Raw genomic sequence first — 17,211 nt, 5'->3', positions numbered from 1 at the left:
CTAGTCAATCGCGCAGCGAAGCTGCGCTCCCATTAGGGCTTGGTTTTTCTTGTCGCTTGGCTTCGTCCCATAACGCATCGAGCGCTTCGAGGCTGCACCCTTCAATGGCCCTGCGCTGTTCGCGCAATGCCTGTTCGATAAAATGAAAACGCCGCTCGAACTTGCCGTTAGCGCCACGCAGGGCGTTTTCCGCGTCCACGCCCAGGTGTCGGGCGAGGTTGACCACACTGAACAGCAGGTCGCCGACTTCTTCGGCTTGGGCCTGGGCGCGCGAGCTGCCAGTTGGCTCGGCCATGGCTGCCGTGACCTCGTCGAGCTCTTCGCGGACCTTGCCGAGTACCTGCTCAGCGTTCGGCCAATCGAACCCCACCCTGGCCACCCGCTTTTGCAATTTGGCCGCGCGCACCAACGCCGGCAGGGCCGCCGGCACGTCGTCGAGCAACGACAATTGTTCCGGTGCCTGTGCCTTTTCGGCGCGTTCCTGCGCCTTGATTTGTTCCCAGCGTTGTTTGACTTCCGTGTCGTTCAACCGTGGCGTGTCGAGTGGCGCATACAGCTCGCCCGTAGGAAACACATGAGGGTGGCGGCGTATCAGCTTAGCGGTAATGCCATGCACCACCGAGGCGAAGTCGAACCGGCCTTCTTCCTGGGCAAGCTGCGCGTAATACACCACCTGAAACAACAGGTCACCCAGCTCACCCGGCAGGTGCTCGAAATCGCCCTGCTCGATGGCGTCCGCCACTTCGTAGGCTTCTTCCAAGGTAAACGGCACCAGGGTCGCGTAGGTTTGCTGCACATCCCACGGGCAACCGTATTGCGGGTCGCGCAGGCGCGCCATCAAGCGCAGCAGGTCGTCTAGGCTGTACACAAGGGGCTCCTGGCTCAGGACGCACGCTGGCGCCGCGCCTCGATGATATTCGGCAACTGCGACACCCTGCCCAGCAGCCGGCCCAGGGCATCGAGCCCGGGGATCTCGATGGTCAGCGACATGGTGGCGGTATTGTCTTCCTTGTTCGAGCGGGTGTTGACCGCCAGCACGTTGATCTTCTCGTTAAGCAGTACTTGCGACACGTCACGCAGCAAACCGGAGCGGTCGTAAGCGCGGATAAGGATATCCACCGGGTAGGTGAGCACCGGTATCGGGCCCCAGCTCACCTGAATGATGCGCTCTGGCTCACGCCCGGACAATTGCAGCACCGAGGCGCAATCCTGACGGTGGATGCTCACGCCACGGCCCTGGGTGATGTAGCCCACGATGGGGTCACCCGGCAACGGTTGGCAGCACCCGGCGATCTGCGTCATCAGGTTACCCACACCCTGAATCTGGATGTCGCCGCGTTTGCCGTGGCGCAGGCCACTGGTCGATTTACGCGGCACCAGCCCCAATTGTTCGTCGCTTCGATCCGGCTCGGCCAACTGCTGGGCTGCACCGAGCACGTGGGCCTGGCGCAGGTCGCCTGCGCCGAGCGCGGCGAACATGTCCTCGGCGGTGCGCATGTTGACCTTTTCGGCCAGGCGCTCGTAGTCGACTTGAGGAAGGTCTAGCCGGCCCAACTCGCGCTCGAGCAATGAACGCCCGGCGGCGACGTTCTGGTCGCGCGCCTGCAGTTTGAACCAATGCACGATCTTGGCCCGCGCGCGCGAGGTGCTGACGTAGCCCAGGTTGGGGTTGAGCCAGTCGCGGCTAGGGTTCCCGTGCTTGCTGGTGATGATCTCGACCTGCTCGCCGGTTTGCAGGCTGTAGTTCAGCGGTACGATGCGCCCGTTGACCTTGGCACCGCGGCAATTGTGGCCGATCTCGGTGTGCACCCGATAGGCGAAGTCCAGCGGGGTGGCGCCCTTGGGCAGGTCGATGGCGTGGCCGTCGGGGGTGAACACGTAAACGCGGTCTGGCTCGATGTCTACCCGCAACTGATCGGCTAGCCCACCGATGTCGCCCAATTCCTCGTGCCACTCCAGTACCTGGCGCAGCCAGGATATTTTCTCTTCGTAATGGCTGGAACCGGCCTTTACGTCCGTGCCCTTGTAGCGCCAATGCGCGCATACGCCGAGCTCGGCCTCCTCGTGCATGGCATGGGTGCGGATCTGCACTTCCAGTACCTTGCCTTCAGGGCCGATCACCGCCGTGTGCAACGAGCGATAGCCGTTTTCCTTGGGGTTGGCGATATAGTCGTCGAACTCCTTCGGAATATGGCGCCACAACGTGTGCACAATACCCAGGGCGGTGTAGCAGTCGCGCACCTCGGGCACCAGCACGCGCACGGCGCGTACATCGTAGATCTGGCTGAATTCGAGGCCTTTTCGGCGCATTTTGCGCCAAATGGAATAGATATGCTTGGCCCGGCCGCTGATGTCCGCCTGCACGCCCGTGGCTTGCAGTTCTTCACGCAACTGGCTCATCACCTCGGTAATGAAGCGCTCGCGGTCCAGCCGGCGCTCATGCAGCAGCTTGGCGATTTGCTTGTACTGGTCCGGCTCCAGGTAACGGAACGAAAGGTCTTCGAGCTCCCATTTGATATGGCCGATACCCAAGCGATGGGCCAGTGGCGCGTAAATGTCGAATACTTCGCGGGCCACGCGCTGGCGCTTTTCTTCAGAGGCGCTCTTCACCGCACGGATCGCGCAGGTGCGCTCCGCAAGCTTGATCAGCGCCACCCGCACATCGTCGACCATGGCCACCAGCATTTTGCGCAGGTTTTCGACCTGCACCTGGGTGCCCAGCACCGCCGAAACGCCGGGGGTGAGGCTGGCGCTGATGGCCGCCATGCGTAACACGCCGTCGACCAGCTTGGCCACGACCGGGCCGAAGCGCTCGCCCACCTCGGTGAGGGTGGTTTTGTCTTCGCGTACAGCCCGATACAGCAGGGCGGCAACCAGCGAGTCCTGGTCGAGCTTAAGGCCCGCGAGAATTTCGGCCATTTCCAGGCCCGCCTGGAAACTGGAGGTGCCATCGGCCCACGACTGCTTGGCATTGGGGTCTTCACGGTCAAGCGCGCGGCTGAATTCGCACGCCACCTTCAGCGCCCCACGATCCAACGCCGCGTCGACCCTGAGGATATGATCGAGCCATGCATCGAGGTTGACGCTGCCGTCGGTATTGATCGGCTGCTGTGCTCTCACCTGTACCATGTTGCTTTACCTTCCCTATGACCCGGCACCGCAGGGTCAGTCACGCTGGCTTGGACCGCTACCGCCCGGCAAAGGTCGCCAGTCACATCGCACGGGTACCCGTGCTCTTTTCAAATAACGCCATGGCCTCGACATGCGATGTTTGCGGAAACATATCGAGCACCCCGGCACATGTTAAACGATAACCTTGTTCCAGCAGCTGCACCGTGTCGCGCGCCAGCGTGGCAGGGTTGCATGACACATACACTACTCGCGCAGCACCGGTGGAGGATAGGCCCTGAACTGTTTCAAAAGCGCCCTCCCGCGGCGGGTCGAGCAATACCGCATCGAACCCTCCCTGGGCCCAAGCCTCGCCGTGCAGCGGTTCGGCGAGGTCTGCGCGGTATACGCGGACATTGCCCAGGCCGTTGGCCACGGCATTTTGCCCAGCGCGCGCGACCATTGCCTCGACGCCTTCCACCGCCACCACCTCCCCCGCTTGCCTGGCCAGAGGCAGGGCGAAGTTGCCCAGGCCACAGAACAAGTCCAACACCCGTTCGCCGGGCTGCACGTTCAGCCAGCTCAGCGCCTGCGCCACCATCGCCGCGTTCACCTGTTCATTGACCTGAACGAAATCGCCCGGGCGGTAATTAAGGGTCAGCCCCCACGGTTGCAGCGTAAACCCCAGGCTTGCGCCCGGCTCGTATGGCTGCGGCGCGCCCTCACCTTGCAGCCACAGTTGCGCGGGCAGCCCTTGGCACCACCGCGCCAGGCAAGCGAGGTCGCTGGCCGGCAGCGGTGCCGTATGCCGCACCAGCACCGCGGTGGCGGTGCCGTGGAACAACTCGACATGGCCGATGGCCTTGGGTTTGGCCAATTGCGCCAGCACACCCGGTAGCTGAAGCAACACCGGCTGCAAGGGCTGTACCAGCACCGGGCATTGGCTAACGGCGACAATGGCCTGGCTGCTGGCGGCGCGAAAGCCCACCTCCAGCCGTTGCTGTTTGGGGTCCCAACGCACGGCCACCCGCGCGCGGCGGCGGTAGCCGAATTCCGGGCTGGCCAACGGCGCAGCCCAGTGCTGCGGCGTTACACCGGCCACACGGCGCAACTGATCGGCCAATTGGCGCTGCTTGAAGGCGAGTTGTTCGGCATGGGGCAGGTGCTGCACGCTGCAACCGCCGCAGGTGCCGGCATGCGCGCACGGTGCCGGCCGGCGCAATGGGCTGGGTTGCAATACCCGCTCGGCACGGGCCTCGACCACCTTGCCGTGGCTACCCAGCACCCGGGCTTCGACGTGCTCACCGGCCAGGGCACCGTGCACGAACCAGGTACGCCCCTCATGAAACGCGATGCCGCGGCCATCACCGGCCAGCCGTTCGATAGCCAGCAGTTGTTTCTTGCCGGCCGGCAAGGCCTGCGCCCGGCTCCCGCCGCTGGGTTGCAGGCGAAGCCCAGTGCTACGCTTGGCCATCAGGGCGCGGCATCGAACAGGCCGCTAGACAAGTAACGGTCACCACGGTCGCAAACGATCGCCACCATCACCGCGTTTTCCAGCGCCTGGTTCAGCCGCAACATGGCCGCCACTGCCCCGCCGGAAGACACACCGCAAAAAATCCCCTCTTCGCGGGCCAGGCGGCGGGTAACGTCTTCCGCTTCGGCCTGGGCCATGTCGACGATACGGTCGACGCGCTCGGCGTGGTAAATCTTCGGCAGGTATTCCACCGGCCAGCGGCGGATGCCGGGGATGGCCGAACCTTCCATCGGCTGCAGGCCGATAATCTGGATGCCCGGGTTTTGCTCCTTGAGGTAACGCGAGGTGCCCATGATGGTGCCGGTAGTGCCCATGGAGCTGATGAAGTGAGTAATCGCCCCTCCGGTTTGCCGCCAGATTTCCGGGCCGGTACCGCGGTAATGCGCCTCTGGGTTGTCGCCATTGGCAAACTGGTCGAGAACCTTGCCGCGCCCTTCGGCCTGCATGCGCTGGGCCAGGTCGCGGGCGCCTTCCATGCCCTCCTCCTTGCTGACCAGGATCAGTTCGGCACCGTAGGCGGTCATCGCCGCCTTGCGCTCGGCGGTAGAGTTGTCAGGCATGATCAGGATCATGCGGTAACCCTTGATCGCCGCCGCCATGGCCAGGGCGATACCGGTGTTGCCGGAGGTCGCTTCGACCAGCGTGTCGCCAGGGCTGATCTGCCCGCGCGCCTCGGCCCGGTTGATCATCGACAAGGCAGGGCGGTCTTTGACCGAGCCTGCCGGGTTGTTGCCCTCAAGCTTGAGCAGCAAGGTGTTGCTGGTTTGCCCGCCCAGGCGCTGCAGGCGCACCAGCGGAGTGTTGCCGATGCAATCGGCAATGGTCGGGTAGTGCAAGGTCATGGCGATATCGCAATTCGGACAGCGGAAGGCACCTATCATACCGGCAAACAGCGCCCGGCCATATCGCGCAATGAACGGCCGATATTCCCGCCGGAAATAACCCGGCTCAGGCCCACTGCCGCAGTACCCGAAGGTGGCTGGCCCGTGCCTGCTCGGCCACCACCGGCTGCAAGCGCAGCATGTCGCCCGGTAAGGCCTGCGCCAACCGGGCCAGCGAGGCGGGCGCCAGCGCGCCCAGCCGCGGGTAGCCGCCGATCGTCTGGCGATCATTGCCCAGCACGATTGGCTGGCCGTCCGGCGGCACCTGGATGCCACCCAAGGGAATACCCTCGGAAATCATCGGTGGGCCTTGGTAGTGCAGCCGCGGCCCGCACAGGCGCACGCCCATGCGATCAGCGCGGGGGTCCACCACCCAGGTTTGGTCGAACGCGTCGAACAGGCTTTGCCCGGAAAAGTACGCCATCTGCGCGCCCAATACCACCTGAAGCGGTTCGGCCAGGCTGATGTTGGGTGGCTGCGCCACGGCTACTTGTCGCGGTTCCCGCGCCGGGCCTCGATACACCAGGCGGTCGCCAGCCGCCAGGGCAGCGCCCCGGCCACCTAGGCCTCCGAGGCGGTCGCGCGCCACGGTGGCGCAACTGCCCAGCACCCGTGGTGCCAACCAACCGCCAGGCGCGGCGAGGTAGGCCCTGGCGCCGGCCCGGGGCCCTTTGAACTGGAGGGTTTGGCCCGCCCGCAGGTGCACGCTGCGCCAAGGCAGCAGGTGCTGGCCGTCAACGGTCGCCTCAAGGTCCGCCCCGGCCAACGCCAAATGGCAATCACGTTCAGCCCGCAGGCTGAACTGGCCCAGGGTCACTTCCACCACCGCCGCCGCCAAGGGGTTACCGAGCAGCCAGTTGGCCCACCCCATCGACACCCAGTCGGCCGCGCCGCCCTGGGTAATGCCCAAGTGGCGTACACCGAAACGCCCGCCATCCTGCAAGCTGCACAGCGGTGTGCTGTGCTCGACGATCAGCGCCGTCATTCGCGCACCTCCAACGGGCTGCAATCGCCGCCCAACTCAACGAAACGGTCGCGCCCCACCGCCTCGAAGCGCACCCGGTCACCGGGGCTGAAACGGCAGGTGCCCTGAGCGTCGACCAGCGACCAAGGCGTGCGCCCCAGCAAGTTCCAGCCGCCCGGCGACACCGAGGGGTAAATGGCGGTTTGCCGTTCGCCGATGCCCACGCTGCCGGCCGGTACCCGCTGGCGCGGTGTAGCCAAGCGCGGCGCCGCCAATACCGGTTCGACCAGCCCCATGAAGGCGAAGCCCGGGGTGAAGCCCAAGGCGAATACCGTGTAGGCACGCCCGCAGTGGCGGGCGATCAGCCCTGGCACACCCAGGCCGCTGCGGGCGGCCAGCACCGGCAGCTCCGGGCCTACGCTAGGGTCGTACCATACCGGCACCACATGCTCCTGCCCGGCGGCGACCGGTTCCGGCGCAAGGCCCGCCAAGGCACGCGCCAGGCATGCATGGGCTTGGGCGGCGTCCAGCCGCGCCAGGTCGTATTGCACATACAGCGTGGTATAAGCCGGTACTAGGTCTACCAGCGCCTCGCCCAGTGCGCCGCGTACCCGCGCGGCGGCGGCCAGCAGCCAAGGTACGTTGGCTTCGTCGATGGCCTCGAACAGCCGCAACATGAGGCCATCGATCGCCACGACCTCGACCTGCGCCTGGCGGCCGGGGGCATAGTTGATCGGCTTCATTGTGCAGCCTGCCGCAGCGCATCGCGAATCCGCCGTACCGCCGCCACCGACGCTGCGTTATCACCGTGCACGCACAGGGTGTCGGCGCGCAGTCGCAATTCGCTGCCGTCCCGCGCACGCAGGTTGCCGCCGTTGGCCAGGGTCAGCGCCTGGGCCACCACCGCCTCGGTATCGTGATGCACCGCGCCGGGCAGGCGCCGTGATACCAACGCGCCATCTGCTTCATAGCCGCGGTCGGCAAAGGCCTCGAACCACAGTGGCACGCCATACTCGGCCGCCAGCCCCAGCGCCGGCTGGTTGTCGCGCATGGCCAGCACCATCAATGGCAGGCCCGCCTGGTAACGGGCCATGGCACTGAGCACAGCACGCAGCACTTCGGGTTTGGCCATCATGTCGTTGTACAGCGCGCCATGGGGCTTGACGTACTCGACCCGGGCGCCCTGGGCGGTACAAATGCCCTGCAGCGCACCGATTTGGTAATGCAGCAGGTCTTCGACCTCCTGCGCCGAACACGCCATGGAACGCCTGCCAAAGCCCACCAGGTCTGGGTAAGCCGGGTGCGCCCCGATGCGCACGCCGTGGCTGGCCGCCAGGGCGACGGTTTGGCGCAGGGTGCTGGGGTCGCCCGCGTGGAAACCACAGGCAATGTTGGCGCAGTCGATCAGCGGCATCACCGCCTCGTCCAGGCCCATCGTCCAAGCGCCGAAGCTTTCGCCGATATCGCAGTTGAGCAGGATCATGGTGCGTGCCCGTGTGTGTCAGCAAGGTATAGGCTTCACGTTAGGGGCCTACGGCTAGGGGGTCAATGAAGAAAAACCCGCGGGGCCCTGACTTTTATGCGGGTAAGTGCTTTCAGTTACGCTACACCCCTTGTAGGCCGCGCCCGCCGTTGCTTGCCCACCGGCGCCAGGCCCATTTACCGTGGGGTAAAGCAAGCGGTGCCGCAGTGCTCGGCCCCAGCGGCGGCTAACCTCTATTGCGGTGAGGCGTATCGCGTTACTCCCACCATTTGCCTGTCGCCTGCGGCGCGGCGATATTTACCTGCTCGCCCATCTGCGGGGTGGTCAGCGCCACCCCTGCGGCCTGGGCCAGGGCGCTGATGCGGTCGAACGGTTCATGCCAGGGGTGGGTAGACAAATCAAAGGTGCCGTTGTGTATCGGCAGTAGCCAGCGCCCGTTCAGGTCCAAGTGCGCCTGCAGGCTTTGTTCGGGCTGCATGTGCACCGCCGGCCAGGCTACGTTGTAGGCGCCGGTTTCCATCAAGGTGAGGTCGAACGGGCCATAGCGCTCGCCGATCAGCTTGAAGCCGTTGAAGTAGCCAGAGTCGCCACTGAAGAACAGCCGCCAGGCAGGCGTAATCATCACCCACGAGGCCCACAGCGTCGCATTGCTGTCGAACAGCCCGCGCCCGGAGAAGTGCTGGGTGGGCGTGGCGGCGAAGCGCACCCCGTCGATGTCGGTCTCTTGCCACCAGTCCAACTGGCGCACCTTGTGCGCTGCAATACCCCATTTCACCAGGGTGTCGCCCACCCCCAACGGCGCCAAGAACCATTCGGCGTGCTCGGCCAAGCGTTTGACGGCGGCCTCATCGAGGTGGTCATAGTGGTTGTGCGAAAGAATTACGGCCTTGATCGGTGGCAAAGCTTCCAGGGTGATCGGTGGCTGATGAAACCGCAACGGCCCTGCCCACTGCACGGGTGAGGCGCGCTCGCTGAACACGGGGTCGGTGATGAAGAACAGCCCTTGTGCCTTGATCAGTACGGTCGAATGGCCCAGCCGCCACAGGCTGCCATCGGGCGATGCCAACAGCGCCTCGCGGTCCAGCGGCCGCACCGGGATCGGCCTCTGGGGCCGGGTATAAGGCGGTTTGCGCCGCAGCAGGAACTTGAAGCCGATCTTGAGTTTTTTCAGCACGCCGTCTTTCGGCTGCACGGCGAGGTTGCGGTAACGGCCCTGTTCGAAGGGCGCGGGGTTTAAGGCGTCGGCCAGTTTTTCAGCGGCATCGGCGGGGGTTGGCAACATAAGAAGGGGCCACTCCGAGGGTTCAGAAAGGTTCATTGCCCGCGACGCCTTCGCGCCACCCGCACAAACATGGGTGCCCGTGCGGCGCATTTCAAGCCCCGCCGCGGCCGCCGCCGCTCTGTAATGGCCCACACAGCGCAACGGCGGGCGGCCAGCGGCGCATTCGCCGGGCCCCAGTGGGGCCGGCCCTGGCGGATGAACGGTGTTGCTGGCGCGCGGCAACGCGACCCTGCGGCAAAAGGCACCGTTAAAAAGCGTGCAGCCAACCTCTGAGATACCACATTGGCGGGGAACCTACCTAGGTTTTACCCGTTCAAGATGCTTAGTGTGGCGTTTTAGAAGTTCGCACGAGAATTGACGCGAGCATGTTGTTGCCGGGCAAGGCGCCGTGACGAGCCATAGCAGGGCTATGGCGAGGCGCGGCAACGCAGCCCGGCGAAAAAGGCACCGTCAAAATCGTGCAGCCAACTTCTGAAACACCCCACTAGCGGCACTTGTTCGCGCCGCGGCAATTTTAGCGCTGAAGGATGACAATCCGGGCCGGCTGTTCTATTCCCAATCATAAGACAGCGGTGCAACCACAAGGACAGACGGGGACGCACGCCTATGCCCACCCTTGCTTGGCAGTCGGCGCCGCACTGGCGCCGCACGCGGCGTTTTCTCGTGCTGATCGGAGCGCTATTCGCCACAGCATTCCTGATCGCCGGCGCCGCTGTGATTGGCATTGCCCAGGGCCTTGACCATGACGAAATTCGCCAAGGCCGCTTCTATGCGCAAAAGGCGCTGGATATCCGCGCCGCCAACAACCGCACCACGGCGTTGAGCTATGCAGTGCGCGATGGGGCCTTCCAGCACCTGGTAGGCCACATAGACCGCGCCTGGGCGTATGAGCAGAACAACCTGGGCACCGGCGTGTTCACCCAGGCCGGGTTCGACGCAGTGTTCGTGATCGACGACCAAGGCACCCAATATGCGCTTTACCGGGGCCAGCCCAGCGCCCGCGAACTGCCGGCAATGCCCGATTTACTCAGCGAGGCCCGTGCTGCCGCGCCGCGCAAGCAAGCCGCCACGCGGCTGGGCCTGGTGTATGGCTGGCCCGCACTGATCACCGGCGCGGTGATCCAGCCTGCTGGCAGCAGCGCCGTGCCCACGGGCGAAGGCAGTACGGTGCTGGTGCTGGCCGACCAGTTGACCCCGGCCAAACTGCTGGAAATCGGCAACGGCTACGGCCTGGCCGAACTGCGCCTGGAGCCGGGAAGCGATAGCGGTAAAGGCGCGCAACTGCCATTACCTGGCACTGGCTATCACCTGGCCTGGACGCCCGTTGCCCCAGGCGCGCAGTTGCTCTGGACAGTGCTGCCGAGCCTGTTGGCCGTGGCGGCGGTGCTGGCCCTGCTGCTCGGTTACTGCTTTCGCTTCGTGTTGCGCGCCTCTAAACAGATCGACGCCAGCTTCACCTCGCTGCGCCAGAGTACCGATGCCCTTGAAGCCAGCGAAGAGCGCTTTCGCGCGGTGGCTGAGGCCGCGTCGGACTGGATCTGGGAAACCGACGCGCGCGGCCGCCTGGCCTACTTGTCCAACCGCTTCGCCGCGGTCACTGGTTTTGCCGCCGATGCTTGGCTGGGCCGGCCGATCGAGCAACTACTCAGTTGCGACACCACCCCCATCGGCCCCTGGTTAGCCACCCTTCCCGATGCCCCGGCAACCGTTTCGAACCTGCGTTGTGCCTACCGTGACCACAGCGGCGCGTTACGCTACTGCCGGGTTTCGGCGCGACCTATCGTGGCCCGCGGTAACATCAGTGGGTTTCGCGGCACCGCCAGCGACATCACTGACGAGGTAGCTGCCCACGCGCGCATTCAGCATCTGTCATTGCACGATGCGCTGACCGGGCTACCTAACCGCAACCTGCTGCTGCGCTACCTCGAAGACGCGTTGACCGCAGGCCAACATGGGCCGGCATTGACGCTGTTGCTGGTAGACCTGGACCATTTCAAGCCTATCAATGACAGCCTCGGCCATGCTGCCGGCGATGCGGTGCTGATGGAAGCCGGCCAACGGCTCAAAGCGTGCAGCCGTGACCTGGACCTTGTCGCCAGGCTCGGTGGCGACGAATTTGTGTTGGTGCTCTGCGGCCTGGAGCAACGCTTCGAGGTCGACCGCTTCTGCCAGCGGCTGATCGACAGCGTGCAGCAACCAATCGAACATGAAGGCCACGTGTTACAAGTCGGCGCTAGCATCGGCATCGCCCAAAGCCGCCTGCAGGGCTACGATGGCCATGAACTGATCCGCTGCGCCGACATCGCGCTGTACCAGGCCAAGGCCAGTGGCAAAGGCGGCTGGCGTTACTTCGCCGAGCAAATGAGCGCGCAAATCCAACACCGCCGGCAGTTGGAAAGCGAATTGCGCCTGGCAGTGAAAAACAACGAATTCGTGTTGCACTACCAGCCCCGCTATCAGGTCGACCGCCTGCGCATTGTCGCGGTGGAAGCGCTGGTACGCTGGAATCACCCAGTCGATGGCCTGCTGGGGCCAGATGTATTCATCCCGTTGGCCGAGCAAACCGACTTGATTGTGCCGCTTGGCCGCTGGGTGCTGCGCGAAGCCTGCGAAACCGCCCTGCAATGGCCCGACGCGCTGCTGGTGTCGGTGAACTTATCCCCGGCGCAGTTCTTGCGCAGTGATGTGGTCGCCGATATCCGCGACACCTTGGTGCAAACCGGTTTTCCGGCACGCCGGCTGGAGCTGGAAATTACCGAAAACATGATGCTTGGCGACATTGACAATGCCTTGGGAACCTTACAAGCGCTCAAGGAGTTGGGCGTGCGCTTGAACATGGATGATTTTGGCACCGGTTATTCGTCGCTGGGCTACCTGCGTACCTACCCCTTCGACAGCATCAAGATCGACAAGCGCTTCATCTGTGCCATGGACGGTACCAGTGGCGGCGGGGACCGCGCCGTGGTCCAAGCGATCATCAACCTGGCCCGGGCCATGGGCCTCAAGGTGACCGCCGAGGGCGTGGAAACCGAGCAACAACTGGCGGCCCTGATCAAGGACCGGTGCCACGAAGTGCAAGGTTTCTACCTTAGCCGGCCGGTAGACAAGGCCGCGTTGTCGATCCTCCTGGCGCAGCATGAGGTGGCGGCGGCCAACGAAAATCTTCGCATTGGCCGTAAACGCCGGCCACATTGACCAACCGGTCAGCAAGGCGCGCTTTTACAGCCGCGCCAGGGGCCGCTAGACTCAAGGCTATCAGTTCAATGTGTTCAAGGAAGTGCTGGCCTAATGGTTCATACGTTGAACAGCGCGGCAGCCGACATCGCCATGATCGGCAGGATTCACGCAGTGCCCTCGATTCTGCAGGTAGTTGCAGAAAGCAGTGGCCTGCGCTTCGTGACCATTGCCCGCGTCACAGACCAGCACTGGGCGGCCTGCGCCGTACTTGACCGCCTTGGCTTCGGCCTGCAGGTAGGTGGTGAGCTGCCGCTGCCAAGCACCCTGTGCCAGGAGGTGCTCGCCAGCCTGGGCACGGTGGTGATCGACAAAGCCAGCACCGACCCGGTTTATCGCGACCATGACGCGCCACGCCAGTACCGCTTCGAAAGCTACATTTCGGTGCCCATCGTACTCGGCGAGGGCAGCTTTTTCGGCACGCTGTGCGCCTTCGACCCGTTGCCGGCCCGGCTTAAGGGCAGCAGCGTGCAGGCGATGATGGAAGGCTTTGCCCGGTTGATTGCCGTGCAAATCGACAGTGAAGCGCAGATGCTGCGCACCGAGGCAGCGCTGCGCCACGAGCGCGAATTGGCCGAACTGCGCGAGCAATTCATCGCCGTGCTCGGCCACGACCTGCGCAACCCCCTGTTCGCCATCGAAGCCGGGGCGCAACTGCTGCTACGGCGGCGCCACGATGAACGCAACCGCGCCGTGCTCGATCACATCGTAAGCTGTAGCCGCCGCGCATCACGCCTGGTCGAAGACGTCTTGGATTTTGCCCGGGGCAAGCTTGGCTCGGGGCTTTCGGTGCACATGCAAGAATGCCCGGAATTGGCGGTCACCCTGCGCCATGTGGTCGACGAACTGCAACACATCCACCCCCACCGTAGCTTGCTACTGCAATTGGGCGAGTTGGCGGGCGTGCACTGCGACGGCGAGCGCGTGGGGCAATTGCTGTCCAACCTGCTGAGCAACGCCATCGTTCATGGCGCCGCGGATACCCCGGTGACCGTGCGGGCGGGCTGCGAGGGCGGGTATTTCGTGCTCAGCGTGCACAACCACGGTGAACCGATCGAAACGGCCTTGCTCGGCAAGCTGTTCCAGCCTTTCTCACGCCTGGCCACAGAGCCTACCCGCAGCGGCCTGGGCCTGGGCCTTTACATTGCCCAGCAAATCGCCCAGGCACACGGTGCCACCCTCGACGTGTCTTCTTCAAAGGCCTTGGGTACGCTGTTCACGTTCCGCTTGCCGCTGCCAAGCAGCGACACCTCGCTGGCGCTGCCGGCGCCGAAGTAAACGAATACCCGGCGCCCCCTCGGAAAATAATCCCCCAACGGTACTCAAGACTCACCTGGGCGAGTCGATGAAGTGGCTAACCCCCCAAGGCTGTGCCCAGGTGCCCTAATGTTCTTCAACCAGCGCTACAAAAAAGAACTGGCTACGCTGCGCGGTGAACTCGCCAGCGTTCAACAGATCCGCGACGGCCTGGACCAGGAGATGATCTACATCTGCCTAGACGTTCAAGGTCGGTTTATCAACGTCAACGGCAATTTCGAAAAAGAGATGGGTTACCGTTCCGATGAGCTAAGCGGGCGGCCGCTGGAAGATATCGTGCCAGGCCACGTTAAGCACAGTGACTTCCACCGGCGTATTCGCGACACCATCAACCGTGGTGATCACTTTGCCGGCGCGCTGCGCCTGCTGCGCAAAAACGGCGAAGAGGCCTGGCTGCGGGTGATCCTGCACCCCGTACGCAACGCTACCGGGACATTACTGAGTTTCGCCGGTTATGCCACGGACTTAACCCGCACCATCGAAACTTCCCGCGAACACGAAAGTTTCATCAAGGCGCTGTTGCGTTCCACCGCCGTGATCGAGTTCGACCTCAACGGTAACGTGCTCACGGCCAATGATCGCTTCCTCGTAGCCATGGGGTATCGGCTGGAACAGATCAAGGGCAAGCACCACAGCCTGTTTTGCCCCACGCAAGACGTGAAGACCGCGCAATACCAAGCGTTCTGGGAAAAGCTGCGCCGGGGTGAATTCGTTGCCGGCCGCTTTGAGCGGGTGGATCACCTGGGCCGCGTGGTATGGTTGGAGGCATCCTATAACCCGGTATTCGATGCCAACGACCGTTTACACAAAGTCGTGAAATTCGCAACGGTCGTCACTGACCAGGTAGAACGGGAGCGAGCGGTAGCCGAAGCAGCGACCATCGCCTACAACACTTCGGTGCACACCGACACCAGCGCCCAACGCGGCGCAGATGTGGTGCAGCAAACGGTGTCGGTGATGGGTAAGCTGGCCGGGCATATGCAGGATGCAGCCGAAGGTATCGAGGCACTCGACCAGCAAAGCCAGGTGATCAGCACCATTATCAAAACGATCAGCGGCATCGCCGAACAGACCAACCTGCTGGCCCTCAACGCCGCTATCGAGGCAGCACGGGCCGGGGAACAAGGCCGAGGTTTTGCCGTAGTCGCCGACGAAGTACGCCAGTTGGCCTCGCGCACCACCCAGGCCACTGCCGAAATCGCAGGTGTGGTACAGCAGAACCAAAAGCTGGCCTCCGACGCCGTAGCGGTGATCGGCACGGGCAAGCAACAGGCCGAGGCAGGCCTGGGCCTGGCCAGCCAGGCTGGCGCAGTGATCGTCGAGATCCAGGATGGCGCGCAGAAGGTGGTCAGTGCGGTGGAAAAATTCGCCACCCAGCTCAGCACTTAGTACGGTGTTTCAGAAGTTGGCTATACCCTTTTGACGGTGCCTTTTCGCCCGTCAATGCTCGTGCGAAAGGCTGAGACACCCCAGTAGCGCCTAGGGCGCGAAGGTCAACATGCAGGCTAAGCGGCGATACCACCTGCCCCGCCGATATCATGCACCCGCTTGCCTATACGGCAGTGCGTCACGGGCTTGTTCGGCATAGGCTTGCACGCCGGCCCGCTCTTGTTCGAGAAATTCGGCCACCGCGTTGCGCAAGCCCGGGTGCAACAGGTAATGCCAGGAGCGCGTGAGGGTCGGCTCGAAGCCACGGATCAGCTTGTGCTCGCCCTGTGCGCCGGCATCGAAGTGCGCCAGCCCATGGCCGATGGCGTAGTCCATCCCTTGGTAGAAACAGGTTTCGAAGTGCAGGCGGTCGAAGTCTGCCAAGCTCCCCCAATAGCGGCCGTACAAACAGCCGTCACCAACCAAGCTGAAGGCCATGGCCACCGGCCGGCCATGCTGCACCGCGAACACTACGCGAATGGCCTCGGGCATACGCTCGGCGAGCAGGCTGAAAAACGCACGGGTCAGGTAGGGGGCCTGGCCGCGGATTTCATAGGTATTGGCATAGCAGGCGTAGACGAAATCCCACTGTGCCTCGGCAAGCTCGCCGCCTTGGTGCCAGGTGAAGTCGATGCCCTGCCCGGCCACCTGCTCGCGTTCTTTACGCATTTGTTTGCGCTTACGCGAACTCAAGGCATCGAGAAAGTCCTGGAAGTCGCGGTAGCCCCGGTTGTGCCAGTGGTACTGGCAACCCAAGCGCTCCAGCCAGCCGGGCAGGCTGGCCATGTGCGCATCCAGCGCCGGCTCGCTGAAGTTCAGGTGGGCGCCAGACAGCTCCTCGGCCTGAAGGTGCGCCGGGAGTGCCTTGAGCAAGGCCAGGCCGGCGTCGAGCCGGGGTGCCAACAGGCGCGGCCCGGTCACCGGGCTGAACGGCACCGCACACAGTAACTTGGGATAATAGCGCACGCCCGCACGCCGGCAGGCATCGGCCCAGCCGTGGTCGAACACATACTCACCATAGCTGTGCCATTTGCGGTAAGCCGGCAGCGCCGCCTGCAACTGGCCGCCCTCCTCCAGCACGAAATGCTCAGCCTGCCAGCCGCTGCCTGGGGCCAGGCTACCACTGGCTTCCAGGGCGCTGAGAAAACCATGGCGCAAGAACGGCTGGGCATGGGGCAACAATGCATCCCACTCGGCCGGGGCAAGGCTGTCGAGGCGGGTAAGGGTCTTGATCGGCATCGGGCCTCCACGCAACGCGGCTGTTCACGCCAATATCCCAGAAAAACCCCGTGTCGTCGCCTTTCAGGTTCAAACAGGCCGCGTACCTGAACACGTTACCCAGCCCCTGCTCGTTACCGCCGGCCTACGATATGCCGTGGGCTATAGCATTGGCTTACGCCCGGCGAAGGAATGCGCCAAGGTGCCGCCATCGACCAATTCCAGCTCGCCACCCAGCGGTACGCCATGGGCGATACGCGACACCAACAGGCCTTTTTCCAGCAGCAATTGGGCGATGTAATGCGCGGTGGCCTCGCCCTCGACCGTGGGGTTGGTGGCCAGGATCACTTCCTGGAAGGTGCTTTGTGCCTCGATGCGCGCCATCAATTGCGGTACACCGATCGCATCCGGGCCCAGCCCATCCAAGGGCGACAGGTGGCCCTTGAGCACGAAGTAGCGGCCTCGGTAGCCGGTCTGTTCCACCGCATACACATCCATTGGGCCCTGCACTACGCACAATACGGTGTCGTCGCGGCGCGGGTCTGCGCATTGTGGGCACAGGGTTTGCTCGGTCAGCGTGCGGCACTGCTGGCAATGCCCCACGCCCTCCATGGCCTGGGCCAATGCCTGGGCCAGGCGGGTGCCCCCGCTGCGATCGCGCTCGAGCAATTGCAACGCCATGCGCTGGGCAGACTTCTGGCCCACCCCGGGCAGCGTGCGCAGGGCGTCGATCAATTGGCGGATCAGCGGGCTGAAGCTCAT

13 protein-coding genes and 1 pseudogene are annotated in these 17,211 nt (G+C 64.0%); 4 read left to right on the top strand and 10 right to left on the bottom strand.

Annotated elements, in window-relative coordinates:
* Positions 1-4: 4 nt before the first annotated feature.
* From mazG to HAQ05_RS09680, 8 genes are all read right to left on the bottom strand, one after another.
* Positions 5-868, bottom strand: a complete 864-nt coding sequence (mazG, locus tag HAQ05_RS09715; RefSeq protein WP_190419862.1) for a nucleoside triphosphate pyrophosphohydrolase — start codon at positions 866-868, stop codon at positions 5-7.
* A 14-nt stretch (positions 869-882) separates the two neighbouring features.
* Positions 883-3,129: a GTP diphosphokinase gene (relA, locus tag HAQ05_RS09710; RefSeq protein WP_190419860.1), complete on the bottom strand. Its 2,247-nt coding sequence runs from the start codon at positions 3,127-3,129 to the stop codon at positions 883-885.
* An 82-nt stretch (positions 3,130-3,211) separates the two neighbouring features.
* The gene (rlmD, locus tag HAQ05_RS09705) at positions 3,212-4,582 is read right to left on the bottom strand and encodes a 23S rRNA (uracil(1939)-C(5))-methyltransferase RlmD (protein WP_190419858.1); all 1,371 of its coding nucleotides are present in this window, start codon (positions 4,580-4,582) and stop codon (positions 3,212-3,214) included.
* The gene (gene cysM, locus HAQ05_RS09700; RefSeq protein WP_190419856.1) at positions 4,582-5,484 is read right to left on the bottom strand and encodes a cysteine synthase CysM; all 903 of its coding nucleotides are present in this window, start codon (positions 5,482-5,484) and stop codon (positions 4,582-4,584) included. Before cysM ends, rlmD begins: the two co-directional genes overlap by 1 nt.
* Before the next feature lie 106 nt (positions 5,485-5,590).
* A complete protein-coding gene (locus HAQ05_RS09695; RefSeq protein WP_190419854.1) occupies positions 5,591-6,508 on the bottom strand; it encodes a 5-oxoprolinase subunit C family protein in 918 nt (305 codons plus the stop codon).
* The gene (locus tag HAQ05_RS09690; RefSeq protein ID WP_190419853.1) at positions 6,505-7,230 is read right to left on the bottom strand and encodes a 5-oxoprolinase subunit B family protein; all 726 of its coding nucleotides are present in this window, start codon (positions 7,228-7,230) and stop codon (positions 6,505-6,507) included. The genes HAQ05_RS09695 and HAQ05_RS09690 overlap by 4 nt, the downstream gene beginning before the upstream one ends.
* Positions 7,227-7,970 carry a 5-oxoprolinase subunit PxpA gene (locus HAQ05_RS09685; RefSeq protein ID WP_190419851.1) on the bottom strand — a complete coding sequence of 248 codons (744 nt, stop codon included), beginning with the start codon at positions 7,968-7,970 and terminating at the stop codon, positions 7,227-7,229. Before HAQ05_RS09685 ends, HAQ05_RS09690 begins: the two co-directional genes overlap by 4 nt.
* 256 nt (positions 7,971-8,226) lie before the next feature.
* The gene (locus HAQ05_RS09680; RefSeq protein WP_190419849.1) at positions 8,227-9,252 is read right to left on the bottom strand and encodes an MBL fold metallo-hydrolase; all 1,026 of its coding nucleotides are present in this window, start codon (positions 9,250-9,252) and stop codon (positions 8,227-8,229) included.
* A gap of 606 nt (positions 9,253-9,858) precedes the next feature.
* Between HAQ05_RS09680 and HAQ05_RS09675 the strand changes: the two genes are divergently transcribed.
* The 4 genes and pseudogenes from HAQ05_RS09675 to HAQ05_RS29435 all read left to right on the top strand — a co-directional run bounded on the left by HAQ05_RS09675 (position 9,859) and on the right by HAQ05_RS29435 (position 15,192).
* Complete coding sequence (locus HAQ05_RS09675; protein ID WP_190419847.1) at positions 9,859-12,447, top strand: bifunctional diguanylate cyclase/phosphodiesterase; 2,589 nt, start codon at positions 9,859-9,861, stop codon at positions 12,445-12,447.
* 93 nt (positions 12,448-12,540) lie between these two features.
* Positions 12,541-13,764: a GAF domain-containing sensor histidine kinase gene (locus HAQ05_RS09670; RefSeq protein WP_190419845.1), complete on the top strand. Its 1,224-nt coding sequence runs from the start codon at positions 12,541-12,543 to the stop codon at positions 13,762-13,764.
* 108 nt (positions 13,765-13,872) lie between these two features.
* Positions 13,873-14,652 (top strand): annotated as a pseudogene (locus HAQ05_RS29440) (PAS domain-containing protein); the annotation flags it as partial.
* Between the two features lie 108 nt (positions 14,653-14,760).
* On the top strand, positions 14,761-15,192 hold the full coding sequence (locus HAQ05_RS29435) for a methyl-accepting chemotaxis protein (RefSeq protein ID WP_420825765.1): 432 nt from the start codon (positions 14,761-14,763) through the stop codon (positions 15,190-15,192).
* Positions 15,193-15,339: 147 nt separating this feature from the next.
* On the opposite strand, the gene HAQ05_RS09660 is transcribed toward HAQ05_RS29435, so the two are convergent.
* Complete coding sequence (locus HAQ05_RS09660; protein ID WP_190419841.1) at positions 15,340-16,470, bottom strand: GNAT family N-acetyltransferase; 1,131 nt, start codon at positions 16,468-16,470, stop codon at positions 15,340-15,342.
* A 141-nt stretch (positions 16,471-16,611) separates the two neighbouring features.
* Positions 16,612-17,211, bottom strand: a complete 600-nt coding sequence (gene recR / locus HAQ05_RS09655; RefSeq protein ID WP_190419839.1) for a recombination mediator RecR — start codon at positions 17,209-17,211, stop codon at positions 16,612-16,614.

It is taken from the genome of Pseudomonas typographi, assembly GCF_014694385.1.
GTDB classification, from domain to species: Bacteria; Pseudomonadota; Gammaproteobacteria; order Pseudomonadales; family Pseudomonadaceae; genus Aquipseudomonas; species Aquipseudomonas typographi.
Note: the sequence above shows the minus strand (reverse complement) of the source record. Positions and strands in the feature narration are given on the sequence as shown.